Raw genomic sequence first — 23849 nt, forward strand, 5'->3', positions numbered from 1 at the left:
AAAAAACCCTGATTCTTTCGAAACAGGGTTTTAAAAAGAAAGGCGACGACATACTCTCCCACATAACTGCAGTACCATCTGCGCAGGCGGGCTTAACTACTCTGTTCGGGATGGGAAGAGGTGAGCCCCGCCGCAATAACCACCTTAAGGTCGTTTTTGCAATGGGTAACCAGATTAACTGATCAACATTACATAATATCTTAACATACTGAGATAAAGAAAAGTATTTTTATTTATTATTTTTAGAAAGTTTCTTCTCCCCGATTTGCATCGGGGAGAAAAGGGTGTACATAAGCTTACGGATTATTAGTACTACTCGACTATGACATTACTGCCTTTACATCTATAGCCTATCAACGTGGTCATCTTCCACGATCCTTAAAAGAAATCTCATCTTGTGGTGGGTTTCGCGCTTATATGCTTTCAGCGCTTATCCCTTCCAAACGTAGCTACTCTGCGGTGCCCCTGGCGGGACAACAGATACACTAGAGGTTTGTCCAATTCGGTCCTCTCGTACTAGAATCAGATCCACTCAAATTTCTAACGCCCACAGTAGATAGAGACCGAACTGTCTCACGACGTTCTGAACCCAGCTCGCGTGCCACTTTAATGGGCGAACAGCCCAACCCTTGGGACCTTCTCCAGCCCCAGGATGTGACGAGCCGACATCGAGGTGCCAAACCCCCCCGTCGATATGAGCTCTTGGGGGAGATCAGCCTGTTATCCCCGGCGTACCTTTTATCCTTTGAGCGATGGCCCTTCCATGCGGAACCACCGGATCACTATGCTCTACTTTCGTACCTGATCGACCTGTATGTCTCTCAGTCAAGCTCCCTTATGCCATTGCACTCTACGCACGGTTACCAAGCGTACTGAGGGAACCTTTAGAAGCCTCCGTTACTCTTTTGGAGGCGACCACCCCAGTCAAACTACCCACCAAGCAATGTCCCCCGATACTCGGGGTTAGGCCTCAGATAAACAAAGGGTTGTATTTCAACAATGACTCCACAACGCCTGGCGACGCCACTTCACAGTCTCCAACCTATCCTACACATCATTTATCCAAGGTCAATACTAAGCTATAGTAAAGGTGCACAGGGTCTTTTCGTCCCACTGCGGGTAAACGGCATCTTCACCGTTACTACAATTTCACCGAGCTCATGGCTGAGACAGTGTCCAGATCGTTACACCATTCGTGCAGGTCGGAACTTACCCGACAAGGAATTTCGCTACCTTAGGACCGTTATAGTTACGGCCGCCGTTTACTGGGGCTTCAATTCAATGCTTCTCCGAAGATAACATCTCCTCTTAACCTTCCAGCACCGGGCAGGTGTCAGGCCCTATACTTCATCTTACGATTTTGCAGAGCCCTGTGTTTTTGATAAACAGTCGCCTGGACCTCTTCACTGCGGCCCCCATTGCTGGGGGCGACCTTTCTCCCGAAGTTACAGGTCTATTTTGCCTAATTCCTTAGCCATGAATCTCTCGAGCACCTTAGGATTCTCTCCTCAACTACCTGTGTCGGTTTACGGTACTGGTACTAATTACCTGAAGTTTAGAGGTTTTTCTTGGAAGCCCTTAGGCGCACTATCTCTTTGTCCGAAGACTCCGAGTACTATCGTATTTCCCCAAGACGCGTGGATTTGCCTGCGCATCTTATAGGTAGGTACTTCAACGAACTATTCCGTCAGTTCGCGGCGCTTTCATCACTCCGTCACCCCATCACAGTAATTAGTAGTACGGGAATATTAACCCGTTAGCCATCGACTGTCCCTTTCGGGTTCGCCTTAGGACCAGACTAACCCACAGCTGATTAGCATAGCTGTGGAAACCTTAGTTTTTCGGTGTGCGGGTTTCTCGCCCGCATTATCGTTACTTATGCCTACATTTTCTTTTCTAACCAGTCCAGCATACCTTACGATACACCTTCAACCCTGTTAGAATGCTCCCCTACCACTTAGAGTAAACTCTAAATCCATAGCTTCGGTAATATACTTATGCCCGATTATTATCCATGCTCGTCCGCTCGACTAGTGAGCTGTTACGCACTCTTTAAATGAATGGCTGCTTCCAAGCCAACATCCTAGCTGTCTGGGCAGACAAACCTCGTTCTTTCAACTTAGTATATATTTGGGGACCTTAGCTGATGGTCTGGGTTCTTTCCCTCTCGGACTTGGACCTTAGCACCCAAGCCCTCACTGCTGTGAAACATTATATAGCATTCGGAGTTTGTCAGGAATTGGTAGGCGGTGAAGCCCCCGCATCCAATCAGTAGCTCTACCTCTATATAACTTTATGCACAGCGCTGCACCTAAATGCATTTCGGGGAGTACGAGCTATTTCCGAGTTTGATTGGCCTTTCACCCCTACCCACAGGTCATCCGAAGACTTTTCAACGTCAACCGGTTCGGTCCTCCACTGTGTGTTACCACAGCTTCAACCTGCCCATGGGTAGATCACACGGTTTCGCGTCTAACACTACTGACTAAAGCGCCCTATTCAGACTCGCTTTCGCTACGGATCCGTGGCTTAACCACTTAACCTTGCCAGCAACGTTAACTCGTAGGCTCATTATGCAAAAGGCACGCCGTCACCCCACGAAAGGGCTCCGACCGCTTGTAAGCGTATGGTTTCAGGATCTATTTCACTCCGTTATTCACGGTTCTTTTCACCTTTCCCTCACGGTACTGGTTCACTATCGGTCTCTCAGGAGTATTTAGCCTTAGCGGATGGTCCCGCCAAATTCAGACAGGGTTTCACGTGCCCCGCCCTACTCAGGATACCACTATCTATTATACTCGTTACCCATACGGGACTATCACCCTCTATGGTGTCACTTTCCAGTAACTTCCGGTTCCTTGTACATAAAATGTCGTGGTCCTACAACCCCAACATTGCCGTAACAACATTGGTTTGGGCTAATCCGCGTTCGCTCGCCACTACTTACGGAATCACTTTTGTTTTCTTCTCCTCCGCCTACTTAGATGTTTCAGTTCAGCGGGTTTGCCCACCTATCGGTGTACTATGTCTTCAACATAGTGGGTTGCCCCATTCAGGTATCTGCGGATCAATCGGTGTGTGCCCGTCCCCGCAGCTTTTCGCAGCTTATCACGCCTTTCATCGCCTCTGAGAGCCAAGGCATCCCCCATACGCCCTTATTTTGCTTATTGTACCAATCATAAAATCAATTATGACCGTTTTTTTTTGTCTTTTATTATTTGTATTACTACTATAACAAAAAACGCTTTCTACTTTTTATTATTTTCTTATCTCAATATGTCAATGAACTTTTATTTACTATATTTATAGTAAATCAGTGGAGAATAACGGAGTCGAACCGTTGACCTCCTGCGTGCAAGGCAGGCGCTCTAGCCAGCTGAGCTAATCCCCCATTTCTTAAATCTTAGATTATAGAATTCAGATTTTAGATTTCTAATTCTTCTCTAATTTCTTTGGTGAATTCCAACTTCCAGAATTTCCTTTTTTTAAGTTAAATAGTAGTCCCGGGCAGACTCGAACTGCCGACCCCTACATTATCAGTGTAGTACTCTAACCAGCTGAGCTACGAGACTCTGTTTTACTTAAAATTTATTATTTGAACTAACAGCAAGAGTAAAATAGCCTTAAAATTATAATCCCATAAAGCTTCTTCTTTTTTCCCCAGCGTGTGTTTCCACTAACACTCAGGGCTCTAGAAAGGAGGTGTTCCAGCCGCACCTTCCGGTACGGCTACCTTGTTACGACTTAGCCCTAGTTACCAGTTTTACCCTAGGCAGCTCCTTGCGGTCACCGACTTCAGGCACCCCCAGCTTCCATGGCTTGACGGGCGGTGTGTACAAGGCCCGGGAACGTATTCACCGGATCATGGCTGATATCCGATTACTAGCGATTCCAGCTTCACGGAGTCGAGTTGCAGACTCCGATCCGAACTGTGACCGGTTTTATAGATTCGCTCCTGGTCGCCCAGTGGCTGCTCTCTGTACCGGCCATTGTAGCACGTGTGTAGCCCAAGGCGTAAGGGCCGTGATGATTTGACGTCATCCCCACCTTCCTCACAGTTTGCACTGGCAGTCTTGTTAGAGTTCCCGACATGACTCGCTGGCAACTAACAACAGGGGTTGCGCTCGTTATAGGACTTAACCTGACACCTCACGGCACGAGCTGACGACAACCATGCAGCACCTTGTAAATTGTCTTGCGAAAGTTCTGTTTCCAAAACGGTCAATCTACATTTAAGCCTTGGTAAGGTTCCTCGCGTATCATCGAATTAAACCACATGCTCCACCGCTTGTGCGGGCCCCCGTCAATTCCTTTGAGTTTCATTCTTGCGAACGTACTCCCCAGGTGGGATACTTATCACTTTCGCTTAGCCACTGAGATTGCTCCCAACAGCTAGTATCCATCGTTTACGGCGTGGACTACCAGGGTATCTAATCCTGTTCGCTACCCACGCTTTCGTCCATCAGCGTCAATCCATTAGTAGTAACCTGCCTTCGCAATTGGTATTCCATGTAATCTCTAAGCATTTCACCGCTACACTACATATTCTAGTTACTTCCTAATAATTCAAGTTTAACAGTATCAATGGCCGTTCCACCGTTGAGCGATGGGCTTTCACCACTGACTTATTAAACCGCCTACGGACCCTTTAAACCCAATGATTCCGGATAACGCTTGGATCCTCCGTATTACCGCGGCTGCTGGCACGGAGTTAGCCGATCCTTATTCTTACGATACCGTCAAGCTGCTACACGTAGCAGTGTTTCTTCTCGTATAAAAGCAGTTTACAATCCATAGGACCGTCATCCTGCACGCGGCATGGCTGGATCAGGCTTGCGCCCATTGTCCAATATTCCTCACTGCTGCCTCCCGTAGGAGTCTGGTCCGTGTCTCAGTACCAGTGTGGGGGATCTCCCTCTCAGGACCCCTACCCATCGTAGCCTTGGTAAGCCGTTACCTTACCAACTAGCTAATGGGACGCATGCTCATCTTTTACCGTTGTGACTTTAATTATAAAATGATGCCATTTCATAATACTATGAGGTATTAATCCAAATTTCTCTGGGCTATCCCTCTGTAAAAGGTAGATTGCATACGCGTTACGCACCCGTGCGCCGGTCTCTACTTCCGAAGAAGCATACCCCTCGACTTGCATGTGTTAAGCCTGCCGCTAGCGTTCATCCTGAGCCAGGATCAAACTCTTCATCGTATATTGTTGATCTTAATTACTCAAGATCGTATTGTTATTCGAATCAGTCTCTATCGGTTCTTTTCAATCTCTCGATTATCTTACTCTTTATTCTTTTGTTTTAACATCTCTGTTAAAACGGCTGTCAATTCAATATGTCTACGAACGTGTTTCTTTTTTTTGTTTCGCTTGTGTTGCAAAGCGGGTGCAAAAGTAGAAAACTTATTTCTAACTGGCAAATGTTTTTTGAAGTTTTTTTTGAAAATTTTCATTTCGTTTTTCTTCTCTTTATCTGCCAACCTATCAATGAACTTTCCGTGTTTTGCGGGGTGCAAACTTAAAACTTTCTTTCAATTCCCACAAGCTTTTTTTAATCTTTTTTTGAAAATAAATTCCCGTTTTGATCTCTTTAGCTTGCCGGTATTTCTGTGAACGTCTATCGCTGTTGCGGGTGCAAAAGTAGACCCTTTATTTACATTTACAAGCTTTTTTATTGTATAATTTCAATGTTTTTTAAAACTTTTCCTTAACATACTGATAACACCAAACTTACAAAACACTCTTTTTTTAACTTTATAGGGATTTTCCTAAACCAAATGGCTTTTTCGCAATCCAGCGCTTTTAAAAACTCCCGCTTTTAGGGATTTCACAGCTTTATCATCCTTTAACGATTACTTTTCAATATCAATTTTATATCCTTTTAACTGTTTTGTCCTATTTACACCATATGTCAGGATTTGGGTTGATTGGTTTGAATTGTTTTGCGCTTTCGGTAATAATACAAAAGTTATACCTTATACTTATACAGAGATACAATTCTTATAAGAACAACTTCCCTAGCCCTGATAGTAGTGGAAATCCTTTTATGCCGGTCCAGAGGCTTCGGGAGCAGGAAATAGCTCCTAATCCTTAAATTCCAAAAGCTTTAATTTGCTTAGCCGGACGAATAGAACACACTTTCTATTGCAACCGAAATCTATCCTTATATATAGGTATAAAGATCAGCATGAATATTAAGATTTGAATTCTTCTTATATATTATAATATAAACATGAATATATGTATTGTATGTATTTTTGTAATGCGTTATATTTGCATTCACAAAATTATAAACAATGATTAAGATTACTTTACCCGACGGGTCAATTAGAGAGTTTGCTTCAGGCGTAACTCCGATGGAGGTTGCTAAGAGCATTAGTGAAGGATTTGCAAGAAATGTGATTTCTGCTTCTTTTAATGGTACAACAATAGAAACCGAAACTCCATTGACGACCGACGGTAGTCTTATTTTATATACATGGAATGATGCAGAAGGAAAAAAAGCTTTCTGGCATTCGACTTCGCACGTAATGGCTCAAGCGCTTGAGGAATTGTTTCCCGGAATTAAGCTAACTCTTGGACCAGCAATTTCTAACGGTTTCTATTATGATGTAGATTTTGAAGATCAAAAGATTACTGACGCTGACTTTAAAAAGATTGAGGATCGTGTTCTTGAAATTTCGAGAGGAAAACATGAGTTTAAAATGCGCCCGGTTAGTAAAGCGGATGCTTTAGAATTATACAAAGACAATGTTTACAAGACTGAATTGATTTCGAATCTTGAAGACGGAACTATTACTTTTTGCGATCATGCTACTTTTACTGATTTATGTAGAGGTGGACATATCCCAAATACCGGAATCATCAAAGCTTTCAAAATCATGAGCGTTGCTGGTGCTTACTGGAGAGGTGACGAGAAGAACAAACAGTTGACTCGTGTTTACGGAACTTCTTTCCCTAAACAAAAAGACTTAACTGAATATCTTGAACTTCTTGAAGAGGCTAAACGTCGCGATCACCGTAAATTAGGTAAGGAACTTGAATTATTTGCTTTCTCTCAGAAAGTGGGACAAGGTCTACCTTTATGGTTACCTAAAGGCGCTGCACTTAGAGATCGTTTAGAGCAATTTTTAAAGAAAGCCCAAAAGAAAGCCGGTTACGAACAAGTTGTTACTCCTCATATTGGCCAAAAAGAACTTTATGTTACTTCTGGACATTATGCAAAATATGGCGCTGATAGTTTTCAGCCCATACATACTCCTGCTGAAGGTGAAGAGTTTTTATTGAAACCTATGAACTGTCCTCATCACTGTGAGATTTACAATGTAAGACCTTGGTCGTATAAAGATTTACCTAAGCGTTATGCTGAATTTGGTACTGTATATAGATATGAGCAATCTGGTGAGTTACATGGTTTAACTCGTGTTAGAGGGTTTACTCAGGATGATGCGCATATTTTTTGTACTCCGGAGCAATTAGATGAGGAATTCAAAAAGGTAATTGACCTGGTACTTTATGTATTTGGTTCGCTAGGTTTCGAAGACTTTACAGCTCAAATTTCATTGAGAGATAAGGAGAACAGAGATAAATATATTGGTACTGACGAAAATTGGGAGAAAGCAGAGAATGCTATCATTAATGCCGCAGCCGATAAAGGTCTTAATACCGTTGTAGAATATGGCGAAGCTGCTTTCTATGGTCCTAAGCTTGACTTTATGGTTAAAGATGCTCTAGGAAGACAATGGCAATTGGGAACTATTCAGGTTGATTACAACCTTCCTGAACGTTTTGAATTGACTTACAAAGGTGCTGATAATGAATTACATCGCCCTGTTATGATTCACAGAGCTCCTTTTGGATCTATGGAACGTTTTATCGCAATTTTACTAGAACACACTGCGGGAAATTTCCCACTTTGGCTAATGCCGGAACAGGCTATAATCTTGTCTTTGAGCGAGAAATACGAAATATATGCTAAAAAAGTTTTAGATTTGCTAGAAAATCACGAAATTCGCGCCCTAATTGACAACCGAAGTGAGACTATTGGTAAGAAAATTAGAGATGCTGAAATGCAGAAAATACCATTTATGCTTATTGTAGGTGAGGAAGAGGAGAAAAACGGAACTATTTCTATCCGTCGTCACGGTCAAGAAGGAAAAGGGAATATTACAGTTACAATTGATGAATTTGTCGCTATTGTAAACGAAGAAATAAAAAAGACATTAAAAGTTTTTACAGTTTAACTTAAATTATAAAGTCATAGCAATAAGAAGCAACAGAGGTTACCAACCTCGAGTAGAAAAAAAAGATGCACACAGAATAAATAACAATATTCGTGGTGTACAAGAAGTAAGATTAGTAGGCGAGAACATCGAACCAGGTGTATTTAAGCTTGCTGAAGCTTTACGTTTAGCAGATCAATTCGAATTAGATTTAGTTGAGATTTCGCCAAATGCTGAGCCGCCGGTTTGTAAAATCATGGATTACAAGAAATTTGTTTACGAACAAAAGAAACGTGATAAGGTATTAAAAGCTAAGTCTACGCAGGTTGTCGTAAAAGAAATTAGATTTGGTCCTCAAACGGATGAGCATGATTACGAATTTAAAAGAAAGAATGCTGAGAAATTCCTGAAAGAAGGTGCTAAATTAAAAGCATTCGTTTTCTTTAAAGGACGTTCAATTATCTATAAAGATCAAGGACAAATTTTATTATTACGTTTGGCTACAGATTTAGAAGAGCATGGTAAAGTAGAAGCTATGCCAGTTTTAGAAGGAAAGAGAATGATCATGTTCATTGCTCCGAAGAAGAAGAAATAGTGTTCAGTTTTAAGTATTCAGTAAGAACTTGAAACCTTAAACTTGAAACAAAAAAAATAAGTAAGTAAGAATAAATTAAAACACTAGGAAAAATGCCTAAAATGAAAACAAAATCTAGCGCCAAGAAACGTTTTAAAGTTACTGGTTCTGGAAAGATTAAAAGAAAGCATGCTTTTAAAAGTCACATCTTGACTAAAAAATCTAAGAAACGTAAATTAGCTTTGACACACTCAGCGCTAGTTCACTCTACAGATATGAAAAGCATCAAACAACAATTAAGAATTATCTAATATAAGTCTAAAGTTGTAAAGTCTTAAGGTTGCAAAGTTTTAAACTTTTGACATTTGACTTTCAAACCTTTGACTAAAGATTTTCTTTAGGTTAAAAAAATTATTTAAAAATAACCTTGGAGTATGGCTTTTAAGTTCCTTTGATTTAATTCAGGACGCCTGCTACAAAAACACATTAAAATTATGCCAAGAGCAGTAAATTCAGTTGCTAAAAGAGCAAGAAGAAAAAAAATAATGAAGCAAGCCAAAGGTTTCTTTGGTAGACGTAAAAACGTTTGGACAGTTGCTAAGAATGCAGTAGAGAAAGCAATGTGCTACGCTTACCGCGATAGAAAACAAAACAAAAGAAATTTCCGTGCATTATGGATTCAACGTATCAACGCTGGAGCTAGATTGGAAGGAATGTCTTATTCTCAATTCATGGGTAAAGTAAAAGCTAACGGAATCGAATTGAACCGTAAAGTTCTTGCAGATTTAGCAATGAATCACCCTGAAGCTTTCAAAGCAATACTTAATAAAGTAAAATAAACGTTTTATAAACTAAATTTAGATTACTTACTTATCATAGAAAAACCATTCGCCACGGCGGATGGTTTTTTGTTTTTATACGCGTCTCTACAAGTTGTTACTTTTGAGAATTGATTTTAAAAAGTACATTTGTAAATGAATAAAAATACAAACATGTATAAAGCACTTTTTAGACATATTGAAAAGATTGTCACATTAGAACCTTGCGAGATTGAAATACTAGAATCATGCTTGAATGTTTCTACAATAAAAAAGAAAGAGCTTGTATTACAAGAAGGTCAAATATGTAACATCCTTTATTTCATCATCGAAGGCTGCATGAGACAATATATTATAAACGATAAAGGAATTGAACAAACACTTCAATTTGGCATTGAAAACTGGTGGATTACAGATTACCTAAGTTACCATAATGATATTCCATCTCATTTCTATATTCAGGCTGTTGAGAAATCGGAAGTTATTACTATTGAAAAATCAACTTTAGAAACTCTACTTATTCAAATTCCAAAACTGGAACGCTATTTTAGAATTGTTGCCCAGAAATCTTTTGGTGCAGCACAAATGAGAATCAAATTTTTATTTACAATGTCGGCTGAAGAAAGATATCATCATTTTAATGGTTTACATCCCGAATTCGTACAACGTGTTCCGCAATACATGCTTGCCTCCTATCTGGATTTCTCGGCAGAGTTTATGAGTAAAATTAGAGCTGGCAAGATCTAGTGTAATTTCTTGAAGTACTTCAAGTTTTTTAAAGCAGATATCCGTGACCTTTGTATCAAACTTTAAAAATAAATAAAATGAAATCAAGAATTGTTATTCAAAAGGTGGCTCCGGAAGCTTATGAAGCTTTAATGAATTTAGAAAAGTATAACGCAACTACTTCAGTTACTCCAATACAGAAAGAACTAATAAAAATTCGCGCTTCACAATTAAATGGTTGTGCTTTTTGCATCAACATGCATACTGCTGATGCCAGAAAATATGGCGAGACTGAAAAACGCATTTACTTATTGAGTGCATGGCGTGAAGCTGATGTTTATACTGAAGAAGAAAAAGCAATTTTAGCTTTGACTGAAGAAATTACGATGATTAGTAATCATGTATCTGAAGAGGTATATGAAAACGCAGCTCGTTTATTTGATGAAAAATACCTTGCTGAAATTATCTTGCTTATAATAACCATAAATTCATGGAACAGATTAGCAATAGCAACAGGAATGAGAGCTGTATAAGATCAAGTACAATACTAATAATTAAAAAAGCCCTTAAACAGTTTAAGGGCTTCTTTGTGTTTAATTAAAATTAGGATTTGATTGTAAAACTAAAATAAATAACCAAATTAGTGTATTTATTACTTTTCTTAAATATTTAAATTCTATACTTTTGGAGCATGATACCAAACAGATTACAAATTTATCTATATATTATTTTTGCAATTTTTATTTTACTTTCATGCCAAAAAAATAATGATGATATAATTATAATTCCAAACAATAAAACAGAAGTTAAAAAACTTATTATAGTAGCCGATCGTTTTTATAACAATAAAAATTTTGACAGTGCATTTTACTATTACAATAAAGTAAAGTTCATTTGTAATCCTATAACAGATTCTGAAAATTTTGTCAGCACAGTAAACCGAATGGCTGAGATCCAACAAAATCAAGGAGATTATACTGGAAGTGAATCTACTGTTACTGAAGCAATCCCTTATTTAAAATATATAAAGAATCCGGAATATGCATGGAATACTTATATCACTTTAAGTATAAACTTTTTAAATACCTACGATTATAAAAAGGCAATCTTATACAATCAAAAAGCTTTTGAGTTAAAATCAAAACCATGGCAAAAATTAGCTGCAGAAAATAATATTGCAATTATATTGATCGAGGAAGAAAAATATCATGAATCGCTTGAAATTTTTCTTCGGTTATTATCAAAAAAAGAAGTTACCAGTGATGATGAGTTTCATTCTAAGGTACTTGACAATACAGGGTTTTGTTATTTTAAAATTAATGATTCAGAAAATGCAATTCGTTATTTTAATAAAGGTCTTGAAATAAGACAAAAGGGAAAAAAAACTTTCGACTTAGGAAAAAGTTATTTTCACTTTGCAAAATATTACGAAAAAAGAAATCCCTCGCTGGCAAAGAAATATATGCTTTCTAGTTATACGCAATTTACCATTAGTAATAGTGTAGACGAAAGGATGGAGTCCTTAAAACTATTGATCACAAATAGTTCTGATCGAGAATTGAAAAAATATTCTGTAATTTATGTAAATCTAGTCGATAGTATATTTGAAGTTCGACAAAAAGCAAAAAATCAATTTGCTAAAATTAAATACGATTCTAAAAAAGACAGGGATGAAAATCTAAAACTTAAAACTCACAAAGTAGAAAATCAACTTCAGATTGAAAAACAAAAAAATAGAAATATTATTTCATACATCATCATTATATTCACTCTTAGCCTTATTTTAGTTCTCTATTTTTACTTAACATCCAGAGGCAATAAAGAAAAAATTGAAGCTACTTATAATAGTGAAACACGCATTGCAAAAAAATTACATGATGAACTTGCGAACGATATTTATCATACGATGGCGTTTGCAGAAAACAAAAACCTTTCTCTGGTCGAAAACAGAGAGCATTTAATAAACAATCTTGATGCTATATATTCAAGAACACGTGATATATCAAAAGAAAATAACCCAATTATTACTTCAGAAAAATATATATTTTACTTAGAAGAAATGATTGCAGGATTTAATACTCCGCATCTTTATCTTTTAGTAAATAATATAGATACTATATCATGGGATAAAATTGATAAGAATAAAAAAATAACTGTTTACAGAGTACTACAGGAATTACTTGTAAATATGAAAAAACACAGTGATGCTACTTTAGTTTCTATTACATTTAAAGCCACATATAAAAGTATTATTGTCAATTATACAGATAACGGAAAGGGTATTGATTTAAATAATATTACATTTAGAAATGGACTTCATAATGCAGAAAACAGAATTCTAGCCATAAAAGGAAAGATTGATATTCATACAGCTCCTAAAAAAGGATTTAAAGTCTTTTTTGAATTTCCCTTGTAAAAAATGAAAAAGACTAGTTATCCATTGAAAAATAAAGTCATTCTTACCTGCTTAATGCTAATTTTACTAGCATTAACAGGATCTTTGTATTTATTATATTCTGATGGAAACAACAGCAGTCCTAAACCTAAACCTAAAAACAAATTACCTGAAATAAATAAATTCATAGAAAAAGCTGATTTTCTTTTTGATCATCAAACAGATAGTTCTTATTTTTATTACAACAAAGCTATAGAACTTTGTGAGCCAAAATTAGATTATTTAAACAAGTATATTTACTCTTTGATCTCAATAGCAAATCTTCAACAAAATGTTGGCGATTACACTGGTAGTGAAGAAACATTAACAAAAACGCTTCCATATCTAAAAAAATTAAAGACTCCTAAATACGAAATAAACTATTATACTCTTACTGCGTACAATTACTTCAATACTTATGATAATAATATGGCTCTTTACTATCATGTAAAAGCCTTAAAATTAGCAAAAAAACCATTTAAGAGATCTGAGATTTTAAATGATATAGTGATTATCTACACTTCACAAGGCAAATATCAAAGAGCCGTTGATATAATTTTGCCTTTACTTTCAAAAAAAATCAAACATGATACTGATGCCAGGCGTACTATAAATAATTACTCTGTACTTTTAGATAACCTGGGTTTTTGTTATTATAAACTTGGCAATCCTAAAGCTCTGGATTATTTAAAAGAAAGTTTAAAAATAAAACTTGAATTAAAGGAAGATTTCGAATTAATTGGAACTTACACTTGTTTTGCTTCATTTTATGAAAAAACGAATCCTAAGCTTTCAAAAATGTATGCAAAAAAATCATACATGAGTGCGTGCAAGGTAAATTCAGCAACATTTAAAGCTAATGGTCTCGCTTTATTAATAGAAAAAAGTGAAGGCAGTGAATTAAAAAAATATTCCTTAGAATATATAAAAATAATTGACAGTCTTATTATAAACCGAAGAAAAGCTAAAAATCAGTTTTTAACAATTAAATACGACTCTAAGCAAAGCAAAACAGAGAATTTACAACTCAAAGCTCAAAAAGCAGAAAATGAATTAGAGCTTGAAAGGCAAAAAAACCGAAACATCATTTTGTATATTACAATTGTATTTATTCTGGGCTTTATCATATTTCTTTATTTTCATTTAAAATCAAAAGCAACAAAAGAAAAAACTAAAGCAATCACTGAAAGTGAATTGCGAATATCAAAAAAATTAAGTGATGAACTCACTAATGACATATATCAAACCTTGACTTTTGCAGAAAATATCGATCTGGAAAAAGACGAAAATAAAGAAAAGTTATTGAACAATTTAGATCTTATTTATTCACGAACGAGAAATATTTCTAAAGAAAATAGTCCAATTGTGACTGATGAAAATTATAGTATTGCATTAAAAGAAATGATTTCCGGATTTAAAACCCATGAAATAAACATTATACTAAATGGTTTGGAAACTATTCCTTTTGATAAAATTGAAAGAAACAAAAAAATTACTATTTATAGAATTTTACATGAATTGCTTATTAATATGCAAAAACATACCCATGCGTCATTAGTAGGTATTTTATTTAAAATTATAGGCAAAGAGTTTCTTGTAACTTATACAGATAATGGTAATGGCGCTAATCTTGAAAATTTAGATGCTACAAATGGATTGCAGAATATAAAAAATAGAATTTCAAGTATAAAAGGTAAAATTGATATTGATTCTTCTCCTGAAAAAGGTTTTAAGGTCTACATTAAATTTCCTGTCTAAAAGAATGAGAAATAGATTTATTTTTATTAAAAAATATAGTAAGGTAAGTTTAGTGAGCGACAATATTAAAATTATTGATAAAAATCTGACTATAATTTATAATGACAATGGGGTTGGAACGAAAAATAGTACATCAAATTTCAAAAATGGACTACAAAATGTGGAAAACCGTATTAAAACTATAAATGGAAATATTATTTTTGACAAAAATTCAGAAAAAGGCTTCAGAATAAATTTTTCTTTTCCTTTATAAATACAACGATATGTTTAAAAAAGTTTTAGTTGCCGAAGATTTAGATAGTATAAGTATAGCGGTTATTCAAGTTCTTGAAGATTTAAAGATTCCTACCATTGATCATGTTAAATATTGTGATGATGGTTTATTGAAAATTAAAAAAGCATTACTTGAAAATGAACCTTATGATTTACTTATAACCGACTTATCATTTAAAACTGATCACAGAAATATAAGTTTATCAAGCGGAGAAGAACTTATTGGTGCTGCAAACGGGGTTCAGCCTAAATTGAAAAAAATAGTTTTCTCTATCGAAGACAAATCATATCGTATAAAATCTCTTTTTTATGATTTAGGCATTAACGCTTATGTTTCTAAAGGAAGGAATAGTATTAGTGAATTAAGAAAAGCAATTGAAGGAACTTTTAGAAATGAAGAAAAAATACTTTCTTCAGATTTATCTTTTAGTTTTAATGATAAAGCGCTGATTGAAATTGAGTCTTATGATATTTCTATTTTAAAACTTCTGGCTCAAGGCCATATATTAGAAAGTATCTCAAGTGAATTTAAATCTTCTTCAATAACTCCAAATGGTACAAGCAGTATCGAAAAAAGAATCAATAAATTAAAAATATACTTTAAAGCAAACAACAATGTTCATTTAATTGCGATTGCAAAAGATTTTGGATTGGTATAAATTTTATGGTATGGTGTAAATTTTATAACTTTTTTACGGATTCCCGTAAGGAAATGACTTTTTATAGATTTAAGTTTGTGTAGAATTTATTAACTAACCAATGAAATCCAGAAACATACTTAGCTCTAAGAAGAACTTACAGCAAATGATGCTCTCAAAAATTAATACAACTCAAAATAAAATTATAATGAAAACGATGTTGCTTTGCCTTTTTCTATCCTTAAGCTTTGCTTTTGTTTCAGAAAAAACCGGATGGTTAGAAGTTGACTGGAAAATCATCTTTATACCAGCTCTTCTTGTTTTACAAATCATAATTATAGGAACTGCATTAAAAAACAGATATAAAAAGCATTAATTTCCTACTGTACTCTAAACAATATAAAATTTATCCGCAAAAATTACTTTGCAGTAAGCTTTATTTGTGCCTACCTTAATTACATCTTGCTTAGCAACTTATGCTAATGATTATTTTTTTATATTAAAATTGAATAACTTCAATTATTCTAAAATTTTGAAATGCTTATATTTGATCTTTTAAAGACAGCATGAAATATATTCTAAGTTTTCTTCTTTTATTTTTTACTACACTTACTACTTTTTCACAAACTAAAATTCTATCATGGAATTTAGAAAATCTTGGAAAATCGAAATCTGAGCCCGAATTAAATTTCATAGCAAATACTATTCTCAATTTTGATATTGCAGTCATTCAGGAAGTGGTTGCAGGATATGGTGGTGCCCAGGCAGTGGCTAAATTAGCTGGTATATTAAATACCAAAGGCACAAAATGGGATTATACAATTAGTAATCCTACAAGCAGCAGCAGTTATAAAACAGAACGTTATGCTTTTATCTGGAAAACCAGCAAAGTAAAACTGAAAGGAAATGCGTGGTTAGAAAAAAAATATAATTTAGAAATTGACAGAGAGCCTTATTTTGCAACATTCGAAATAAACAAGAAGACGATTACTTTAGTTAATTTTCATGCGATAACAAAAAACAAACAACCGGAAACTGAAATCAAATATTTTAAGTTTTTACCAGCTGAATATCCTGATTTAAATTTGGTATTTATTGGTGATTTTAATTGTCCTCAATCGCATACTGTATTCAATCCTCTGAAAAAAATGGGATATGCTCCTATTTTACAAAATCAAAAAACTACGTTAAAACAAAAATGCATAGACAATAATTGTTTAGCGTCTGAATTTGATAATATGTTTTACAAGACAAGTTCTCTGGAATATATTCATTCTGGCATAGTGCCATTTTATAAAAATTTTAATTCATTAAAAGAAGCACGAAAAATATCTGACCATATTCCTATTTGGTTTGAGTTTTCTTTCAAATAAATTATGTTTTTAATTTTTTCTTTCTTGCAGCAGGAAACAAAACATTATTCAAAATCAAACGATATCCCGGAGAATTTGGATGTAAATCTAAAACCGTAGGAGGATCTCCAACCTGATGTTGAAAATCTTCAGGATCATGGCCTCCAAAAAATGTAAACATCCCTTTTCCTTTTTCTCCATGAATGTATCTTGATTCACCATTAAGTTCACACGTTCCCATTATTAACACATTCGATTTTATTAGTGCGGTATCAAACGAAGTTGTCTGTCCCATAAAACCTTTTACTAATTGAGTATGATTCTGACATAGCATACTAGGGATTGGATCCCACTTTGCTGAGAATTCCATTAACGAAAAATAATCTTTTTCCATGGGTACTCTGCGTTTCGCAGTCATATCAATATCAGAAAACTCATAAACTTCAGGTCTTCTTTCTAATGTAAAATCTTTAAAAGCAAATGAATTTCCGTAATTTAATTTTGACTGATAATTAGATTCACTGGCATCACCATCAAACATAGCTTCACAAATATCAATTCCATCAGCAGAAAGCGCAATATCAAAACTATCTGTTGCAGAACACATTGCAAACATAAATCCTCCACCAATAACAAAATCTCTGATTTTTTTTGCTACTGCACCTTTTTCTTGTGATACTTTATTATACCCTAATTTAGCAGCAAGAGCTTCAGCATCTCTTTTTTGATCTATATACCAGGGTGTATTTTTATATGCGGCATAAAATTTACCATACTGCCCTGTAAAATCCTCATGATGTAGATGTAACCAATCGTAAAGCAATAATTGATCGCTTAAAACTTCTTCATCGTAAATTGGTGTAAAAGGAATTTCGGCATAAGTTAAGACTAATGTTACAGCATCATCCCAAGGTTGTTTGCCTTTTGGAGTATAAACTGCAATTTTAGGTGCTTTTTCAAGAATAACAGATTCCATATTTTGAGATGGACTTGAGATGTCGTTTAAAATAGAAGCTTCTTCACTGTCCGAAAGTATTTCGAAACTGACACCACGAATCTTGCATTCTTTGCGAATTTCATCTGCATCCGGAAGCAAAAATGAACCGCCACGATAATTAAGCAACCAACTTGCCTTGTAATCTTTACTTAAACACCAATATGTTATCCCGTATGCTTTTAAATGATTTTGCTGTGTAGTTTCGTCCATCGGAATTAAGATAAACGATGCTTTTGCATTTAATGAAAGTAGCAATATGAAAATATAAACTAAACATTTATTCATTAGAAAATTATTTTAGTAAAGATATAAAGGAAGCATGAAAAAACACAATAGATATATCTCTTTTATAGCGGGATAAAAGTTAAATAAAGAATTATCTATTGACAGATTTTTTTTATCAAAATCACGTAAAAACACGTGCTTTATAAAAACCTATTATTCTTACATTTGTTACCCCTGATCATCAAACTAATCAATTACAAACCAAAACTATGAAGTTTAACAATAGTAATAACCAACCAAAAGAAATAAATATGATGCGAAAAATAGGATTATGCGTTCTTGTACTGACTATTATTTTGTATTATGTATTATCAATTCAGTTTTTAACAAGCTAGTTTTAAATTGTCAATACGGCAATTTCATTTTGAATTGCATATACGACTAATCCGGCAATATTCCTGGATTCTGTTTTTAGCAATAAATTGTTGCGGTGTCCTTCTACGGTCCTGGGACTTAAATAGAGATGCTCAGCAATTTCTGAAGTAGTTTTTTGCTGGCAAATAAGTTGCAGGATTTCTATTTCGCGTTGAGAAAGAAAACCTGTTTCTAAGTTTCCTTTAGAATTTTTAGTCGAAATAATGGTTTCCTGTATTGTTTTTAAAACATTTTCATTGTAATAAAATCCTTTTCTTGCAACTTGATTAATGGTATTGATCAAATCTTTTGGGGTAGTATTTTTTATTAAATAAGCAACAGCCCCAACCTGAATCATATTGGCAATAAATGATTTGGTATCATAACTTGTTAAAGCTATTATTTTAATATCCGGAAATGATTTTCTGATAATTTTAGTGGCTTCTACGCCATTTAAAACAGGCATTTTCAAATCCATTACAATAATATCAGGTTTAATTTCGATATTATCTAAATTTGAAAGAAGTTCTTCTCCGTTTGATGCTTCAAAAATAATATCGATATTATCTTCTCTTTGCAATAAAAAAGATATTCCTTTCCGGAATAAAACTTCGTCATCGACTAAAGCAATTTTAATAGCGGCACTCATTTAGTTTGATTTTGGTCGTTTGGTTTGTCGAAATTACAAAATATGAAGCAAAAAAAGAGCTAAGAATCCTAATATATTGGGTTCAGACACCATTTATTTGGTATTTTAACTTAAAAAGTAAAAATTACAGCTATACCTTTGCCAATTTCAGAGTTTATTTTTATAGTTCCATCCAAAAAAGAGATACGGCTATCAATATTTTTCATCCCTAATCCTTTTTGATTTTCAGCATTTTGATTATCAAAACCTACTCCATTATCCCTGTAATTACAACTATTGATTTCGTTCTCATTTTTAAAACTAATCCAAATTTCAGATGCTTTTCCGTGACGTAAAGAGTTATTCATTAGTTCCTGCAGAACCCTAAAAACATGTAAGTGACGATTAATGTCCTGCTCATCAAAATCAATTTCGTTTTCGTAATTTACTTTTACTGATTTGCTGCTTTCAAATTCTTCACATAACTCTTCGACACCAGCATTCAAACCAAATTTTTCAAAAACAGGAGGCAATAAGTTATGAGCAATTTTTCGCGAATTTTCTAAAGCTTTTGCTGTTAGATTTATGATATTCTCTGTGATCTCTTTTGTTTCGTCTTCTGTTAAATTTGGAGAAGAGAGCAAATGAGAATTTAATGAAACAATGTTAAGCTTAGAACTAATATCGTCATGAAGGTCCTGAGCAATTCGTTTTCGCTCTTCTTCCTGCGTAAAAATAACGGCATGTAATTGTTCTTTTTGATACTGAATCTCTAAATCCCGTTTTTCTAATTCTTTCTGAATAATTTTTTTCCTGGAAAAATAAAAAAAAGCAACTAAAAAAACAGCCACAACCATAAAAAAACAAGATGTGTATAAAATTATGGCGACTATTTCTTTCTCATAAACGGGGCTTACACTCATAGATAAGTATTAATTTCTTTCTTGGATTTAAAACTAACTTTCCATTCATATAAAATAAAAAGATAATACATAAGAATTAAAAAAGCATTTAGTCTCCAACTCAAATATTTTAAATCATCGCCTAAATTCGAAGTAAGATTGCCAACTAAATACAAAACTGTACTGGTAAGCAGATAAAAAACAACTCCTATTGTGTAATAGTAATATTCTTTTTTATCTGATAACATATTATAAAAATGCAACAAGGCAAAAACTACAATCGACAAAGAAGTAAGTGTAATTTCAAATAGATTAAATTTTAAAAATTGATCTGGCTCTATAAAATACTGAACAAACAAAACCAATAAAATGGAAGTGATAACAAGCTTTACGAAAAATTTTTGCTTTTTAGTTTTCAAAATAGATTCATAAAACAAGCCCAAAAAAATCATTTGCCCAACAAAAAAAAGATTAATTGCAAATAAATTATTCATATGCAGGTAATACATAATCTCCATTATAAATTGAATTATAAAAATGAAAACTAAATAAACCATAAAAAAAACATTAGCTTTTTCCTGATGGAAAAAGCTAAATGTATATAAAATCAGATTAATTAAGAGGACAAAATAACCTGAATATATTAAAAGATCATCCATCTCTATTCACTCATCGGGCTACCCGGATCACCATAAGGAGGACAAGGACGAGAACCGTCGTAAACAACATCTCCTCCACCATTTTCTTCGGATTCACCTTTTGCAAAAACATCTTTATAAATTCCAGTTTTTTCGTCTAGTTTGGTTCCAACAAATATAAGATTTTGTTCTCCCAGTTCGTTTAGTCCAATATAGGCACGAACTGCATCAATCTCTAAAGTTTTTTTCAGTCTTAAAACTGCTTCTAAACTTTCTAAAGGGATTAGATAAGAGTCAATTTTCTTTTTGGATTCTTCATCTTTAGAGTCTCTGTATTTTCTCGTCCATGTTTCACCTGTTGATAATCCGATTTCAATTTTTCCTGGAAATTTTTCTTCTGCCATAATATAAATTTGTTTTTGGTTACGTTAATATTCAATTGCCATCAGACAATTGTTTTGCTAAACTACTGAATTTTTATCAGAAAATATTAACAAAAAGGCAGAAAAAAAAGCCTCATAAAGAGGCTTTCATTATTTTATTAAAATGGGACATCGCTATCGTCATCGTCATCATTTAAATTACTTCCAAAGGCTTCATTTGCCGAAGGCAGATTTTTAGTTATGAATGGATTTTCGTCGTGATTCATTTTAGACGGCAAATCATCATAATTACCTGAAAAATCATCAAGGTTATCAAATTTACCAAGATGTCCAAGAAATTTTAAACGAACGTTTTCGATACCACCATTACGGTGTTTGGCAATCATAATTTCAGCCTGACCTGCGGTTGGTGAAGCTTCATCATCATCCCATTCGTCGATTTTGTAATATTCCGGTCGGTACAAAAACGAAACAATATCAGCATCCTGCTCGATTGCTCCGGATTCACGAAGATCCGACAGTAATGGACGTTTACTTGATCCACGGGTTTCAACGGCACGCGATAACTGAGACAGTGCAATTACCGGAACGTTTAACTCTTTTGCCAAAGCTTTTAAGTTTCGGGAAATTGTAGAAATTTCCTGCTCACGATTTCCTCCTCCTTTACTATTTCCACCTGCAGTCATCAACTGCAAATAATCTACAATAATAATTTTAATACCGTGCTGTGAAACCAAACGACGACATTTTGCTCTTAAATCGAAAATCGAAAGTGATGGTGTATCATCAATAAACAAAGGTGCTTTTTCTAAGTTTTTAACTTTGGTACTCAGCATCGTCCATTCATGAGGTTCTAACTTACCAGTACGTAATTTCTCTGATGAAAGTCCTGTTTCTGATGAAATCAACCTCGTAATCAACTGAACCGAAGCCATCTCCAGAGAGAACAACGCTACCGCATGTCCAAAATCAATGGCAATATTTCTCGCCATTGAAAGTACAAACGCAGTTTTTCCCATCGCCGGCCTTGCTGCAATGATAATTAAATCACTAGGCTGCCATCCGGAAGTCAGCTTGTCTAAATTAGTAAACCCAGTTTCAACACCGCTCAATCCTTCTTGTTTAGAAATTTCTTCGATACGTTTCTTAGCCTGCAAAACTAAACTTTGTGCAGTTTCAGAACTACGTTTTATATTTCCTTGTGTAACTTCATATAATTTTGACTCGGCCTGATCAAGCAAATCAAATACATCTGTGGTTTCATCATAAGATGCTTCGATAATTTCAGACGAAATACGAATCAAACTTCTTTGAATAAATTTCTGAAGAATAATACGCGAGTGAAATTCAATGTGCGCTGAAGACGCAATTTTTTGTGTAAGCTGAATTAAATAAAAATCTCCACCTGCCAAATCTAATTTTCCATTCTTTTTCAACTGGGCCGAAACTGTCAGCAAGTCAATTGGCTGCGTGTCGGTAAAAAGCTGAACGATTGCTTCAAAAATAAATTTGTGTGCATCTTTGTAAAAAGCATCAGCCTGCAAAATATCAATTACATCATCTACCCCTTTTTTATCAATCATCATTGCCCCAAGCACAGCTTCTTCTAAATCAAGTACTTGCGGAGGAAGTTTCCCTTTTTCTAAACTAATGATTGTGGTTTTATCTACCTTTACAGGATTTATATTTTTGAAATTTTCCATATAGCGAAAGTAGCAAATTTTAAAAAAAAATCGCTATCGAGTTATAACTATTAATTGTTTATAAATAGGATCTGTTTGTTCATAACCAAAAAAAAATCCGAAACGATAAGGCTTCGGATTTTAAATTACTCTTGTAAGAATTTACTCTTTATATTCGCCCATATTACTGTATTTGTCCATTCTTTGGGCAATTAAGTCGGCTGTTGATAAGTCTTTCAATTCGTTATATCCTTTAGTAATGTATTCGGCAACCGTTTTAAAAGTAGTTTCACGGTCATAGTGTGCTCCGCCCAGTGGTTCCGGAATTACATCATCAACTAATTTTTGTTTCTTCATATCAGATGAAGTCAATTTTAAAGCATCAGCAGCACGTTCTTTGTACTCCCAGCTTTTCCATAAAATAGAAGAGCATGATTCTGGCGAAATTACAGAATACCAAGTATTCTCTAACATATATACTTTATCACCAACACCTATTCCTAAAGCTCCTCCAGAAGCACCTTCACCAACGATAATCGTGATAATTGGTACTTGCAAGCGAACCATTTCAAAAATATTTCTGGCAATAGCTTCTCCCTGTCCTCTTTCTTCGGCTTCAAGACCTGGATATGCACCCGGGGTATCTACTAAAGTTAAAACCGGAATTCCAAATTTCTCTGCCATTTTCATCAAACGCAAAGCTTTACGGTATCCTTCAGGATTTGCCATACCAAAATTACGGTACTGACGTGTTTTTGTATTAAAGCCTTTTTGCTGACCAACGATCATAAACGACTGACCGTTTATTTTTCCTAGTCCGCCAACCATAGCTTTATCATCTTTAAAATTTCTGTCTCCATGAAGTTCTAAAAATGTATCTCCGCAAATTGCTCTGATATAATCTAAAGTATAAGGTCTGTTTGGATGCCTTGATAGCTGAACTCGTTGCCAAGCTGTAAGGTTTTTGTATATTTCTTTCTTAGTTTGTTCTAATTTTTTGTTGATTTCCTTGCAGGTTGGTGTTACATCAACATCAGATTCTTGTCCAATTATAACACACTTTTGTAATTGCTCTTCAAGTTCTTTTATTGGAAGCTCAAAATCTAAATATTCCATGGATTTTTGAATTTTGTTTGTAAATCGAACCGCAAATATAAAAATATTATATCATTGGTGTG

The 23849-nt window shown here is 34.8% G+C and carries 18 protein-coding genes, 2 tRNA genes and 3 rRNA genes; 12 read left to right on the top strand and 11 right to left on the bottom strand.

Annotation, left to right across the window (positions count from 1 at the left end):
• Positions 1-37: 37 nt before the first annotated feature.
• The 5 genes from rrf to RC62_RS00940 form a co-directional block, all read right to left on the bottom strand.
• A 5S ribosomal RNA gene (gene rrf, locus RC62_RS00920) occupies positions 38-147 on the bottom strand.
• 139 nt (positions 148-286) lie between these two features.
• Positions 287-3170: ribosomal RNA gene (locus tag RC62_RS00925) — 23S ribosomal RNA — on the bottom strand.
• Positions 3171-3317: 147 nt separating this feature from the next.
• Positions 3318-3391 (bottom strand) — tRNA-Ala (locus RC62_RS00930).
• A 107-nt stretch (positions 3392-3498) separates the two neighbouring features.
• Positions 3499-3572, bottom strand: a tRNA-Ile gene (locus RC62_RS00935).
• 123 nt (positions 3573-3695) lie between these two features.
• A 16S ribosomal RNA gene (locus tag RC62_RS00940) occupies positions 3696-5209 on the bottom strand.
• The 16S, 23S and 5S rRNA genes sit together here with 2 tRNA genes alongside, the layout of an rRNA operon.
• A gap of 1094 nt (positions 5210-6303) precedes the next feature.
• Between RC62_RS00940 and thrS the strand changes: the two genes are divergently transcribed.
• From thrS to RC62_RS01005, 12 genes are all read left to right on the top strand, one after another.
• Positions 6304-8250 (top strand): threonine--tRNA ligase, encoded by a 1947-nt coding sequence (thrS, locus tag RC62_RS00950; RefSeq protein ID WP_055091705.1) that lies wholly within the window; start codon positions 6304-6306, stop codon positions 8248-8250.
• 22 nt (positions 8251-8272) lie between these two features.
• Complete coding sequence (gene infC, locus RC62_RS22605) at positions 8273-8824, top strand: translation initiation factor IF-3 (RefSeq protein WP_072974136.1); 552 nt, start codon at positions 8273-8275, stop codon at positions 8822-8824.
• 92 nt (positions 8825-8916) lie between these two features.
• On the top strand, positions 8917-9114 hold the full coding sequence (rpmI, locus tag RC62_RS00960; protein WP_007810722.1) for a 50S ribosomal protein L35: 198 nt from the start codon (positions 8917-8919) through the stop codon (positions 9112-9114).
• A 183-nt stretch (positions 9115-9297) separates the two neighbouring features.
• Complete coding sequence (gene rplT, locus RC62_RS00965) at positions 9298-9642, top strand: 50S ribosomal protein L20 (protein ID WP_041515545.1); 345 nt, start codon at positions 9298-9300, stop codon at positions 9640-9642.
• Between the two features lie 135 nt (positions 9643-9777).
• Positions 9778-10368 carry a Crp/Fnr family transcriptional regulator gene (locus RC62_RS00970; protein ID WP_245176755.1) on the top strand — a complete coding sequence of 197 codons (591 nt, stop codon included), beginning with the start codon at positions 9778-9780 and terminating at the stop codon, positions 10366-10368.
• 77 nt (positions 10369-10445) lie between these two features.
• Positions 10446-10880, top strand: a complete 435-nt coding sequence (locus RC62_RS00975; protein ID WP_055091708.1) for a carboxymuconolactone decarboxylase family protein — start codon at positions 10446-10448, stop codon at positions 10878-10880.
• A gap of 158 nt (positions 10881-11038) precedes the next feature.
• Complete coding sequence (locus tag RC62_RS00980; protein WP_157472319.1) at positions 11039-12763, top strand: tetratricopeptide repeat-containing sensor histidine kinase; 1725 nt, start codon at positions 11039-11041, stop codon at positions 12761-12763.
• 3 nt (positions 12764-12766) lie between these two features.
• On the top strand, positions 12767-14539 hold the full coding sequence (locus RC62_RS00985) for a tetratricopeptide repeat-containing sensor histidine kinase (protein ID WP_055091710.1): 1773 nt from the start codon (positions 12767-12769) through the stop codon (positions 14537-14539).
• A 4-nt stretch (positions 14540-14543) separates the two neighbouring features.
• The gene (locus RC62_RS00990; RefSeq protein WP_055091712.1) at positions 14544-14792 is read left to right on the top strand and encodes a hypothetical protein; all 249 of its coding nucleotides are present in this window, start codon (positions 14544-14546) and stop codon (positions 14790-14792) included.
• A gap of 10 nt (positions 14793-14802) precedes the next feature.
• Positions 14803-15471, top strand: coding sequence for a response regulator transcription factor (locus RC62_RS00995; protein WP_055091714.1), 669 nt, complete (start codon positions 14803-14805; stop codon positions 15469-15471).
• 100 nt (positions 15472-15571) lie between these two features.
• On the top strand, positions 15572-15826 hold the full coding sequence (locus tag RC62_RS01000; protein ID WP_055091717.1) for a hypothetical protein: 255 nt from the start codon (positions 15572-15574) through the stop codon (positions 15824-15826).
• Positions 15827-16016: 190 nt separating this feature from the next.
• A complete protein-coding gene (locus tag RC62_RS01005) occupies positions 16017-16823 on the top strand; it encodes an endonuclease/exonuclease/phosphatase family protein (protein ID WP_055091720.1) in 807 nt (268 codons plus the stop codon).
• Position 16824: 1 nt separating this feature from the next.
• Here the strand turns inward: RC62_RS01005 and RC62_RS01010 are convergent, their stop codons facing one another.
• The 6 genes from RC62_RS01010 to RC62_RS01040 form a co-directional block, all read right to left on the bottom strand.
• Complete coding sequence (locus RC62_RS01010) at positions 16825-18084, bottom strand: hypothetical protein (RefSeq protein WP_055091722.1); 1260 nt, start codon at positions 18082-18084, stop codon at positions 16825-16827.
• A 337-nt stretch (positions 18085-18421) separates the two neighbouring features.
• Positions 18422-19087: a response regulator transcription factor gene (locus tag RC62_RS01015; RefSeq protein ID WP_055091724.1), complete on the bottom strand. Its 666-nt coding sequence runs from the start codon at positions 19085-19087 to the stop codon at positions 18422-18424.
• Between the two features lie 110 nt (positions 19088-19197).
• Positions 19198-19989 carry a sensor histidine kinase gene (locus tag RC62_RS01020; RefSeq protein WP_055091726.1) on the bottom strand — a complete coding sequence of 264 codons (792 nt, stop codon included), beginning with the start codon at positions 19987-19989 and terminating at the stop codon, positions 19198-19200.
• A 640-nt stretch (positions 19990-20629) separates the two neighbouring features.
• Positions 20630-21010, bottom strand: coding sequence for a hypothetical protein (locus tag RC62_RS01030; RefSeq protein WP_055091730.1), 381 nt, complete (start codon positions 21008-21010; stop codon positions 20630-20632).
• A gap of 137 nt (positions 21011-21147) precedes the next feature.
• Complete coding sequence (dnaB, locus tag RC62_RS01035) at positions 21148-22692, bottom strand: replicative DNA helicase (protein WP_055091733.1); 1545 nt, start codon at positions 22690-22692, stop codon at positions 21148-21150.
• Positions 22693-22833: 141 nt separating this feature from the next.
• Positions 22834-23787 carry an acetyl-CoA carboxylase carboxyltransferase subunit alpha gene (locus RC62_RS01040; RefSeq protein ID WP_055091735.1) on the bottom strand — a complete coding sequence of 318 codons (954 nt, stop codon included), beginning with the start codon at positions 23785-23787 and terminating at the stop codon, positions 22834-22836.
• Between the last annotated feature and the right edge of the window lie 62 nt (positions 23788-23849).

The sequence above is a fragment of the Flavobacterium aquidurense genome, from assembly GCF_001404985.1.
Lineage (GTDB): Bacteria > Bacteroidota > Bacteroidia > Flavobacteriales > Flavobacteriaceae > Flavobacterium > Flavobacterium aquidurense_B.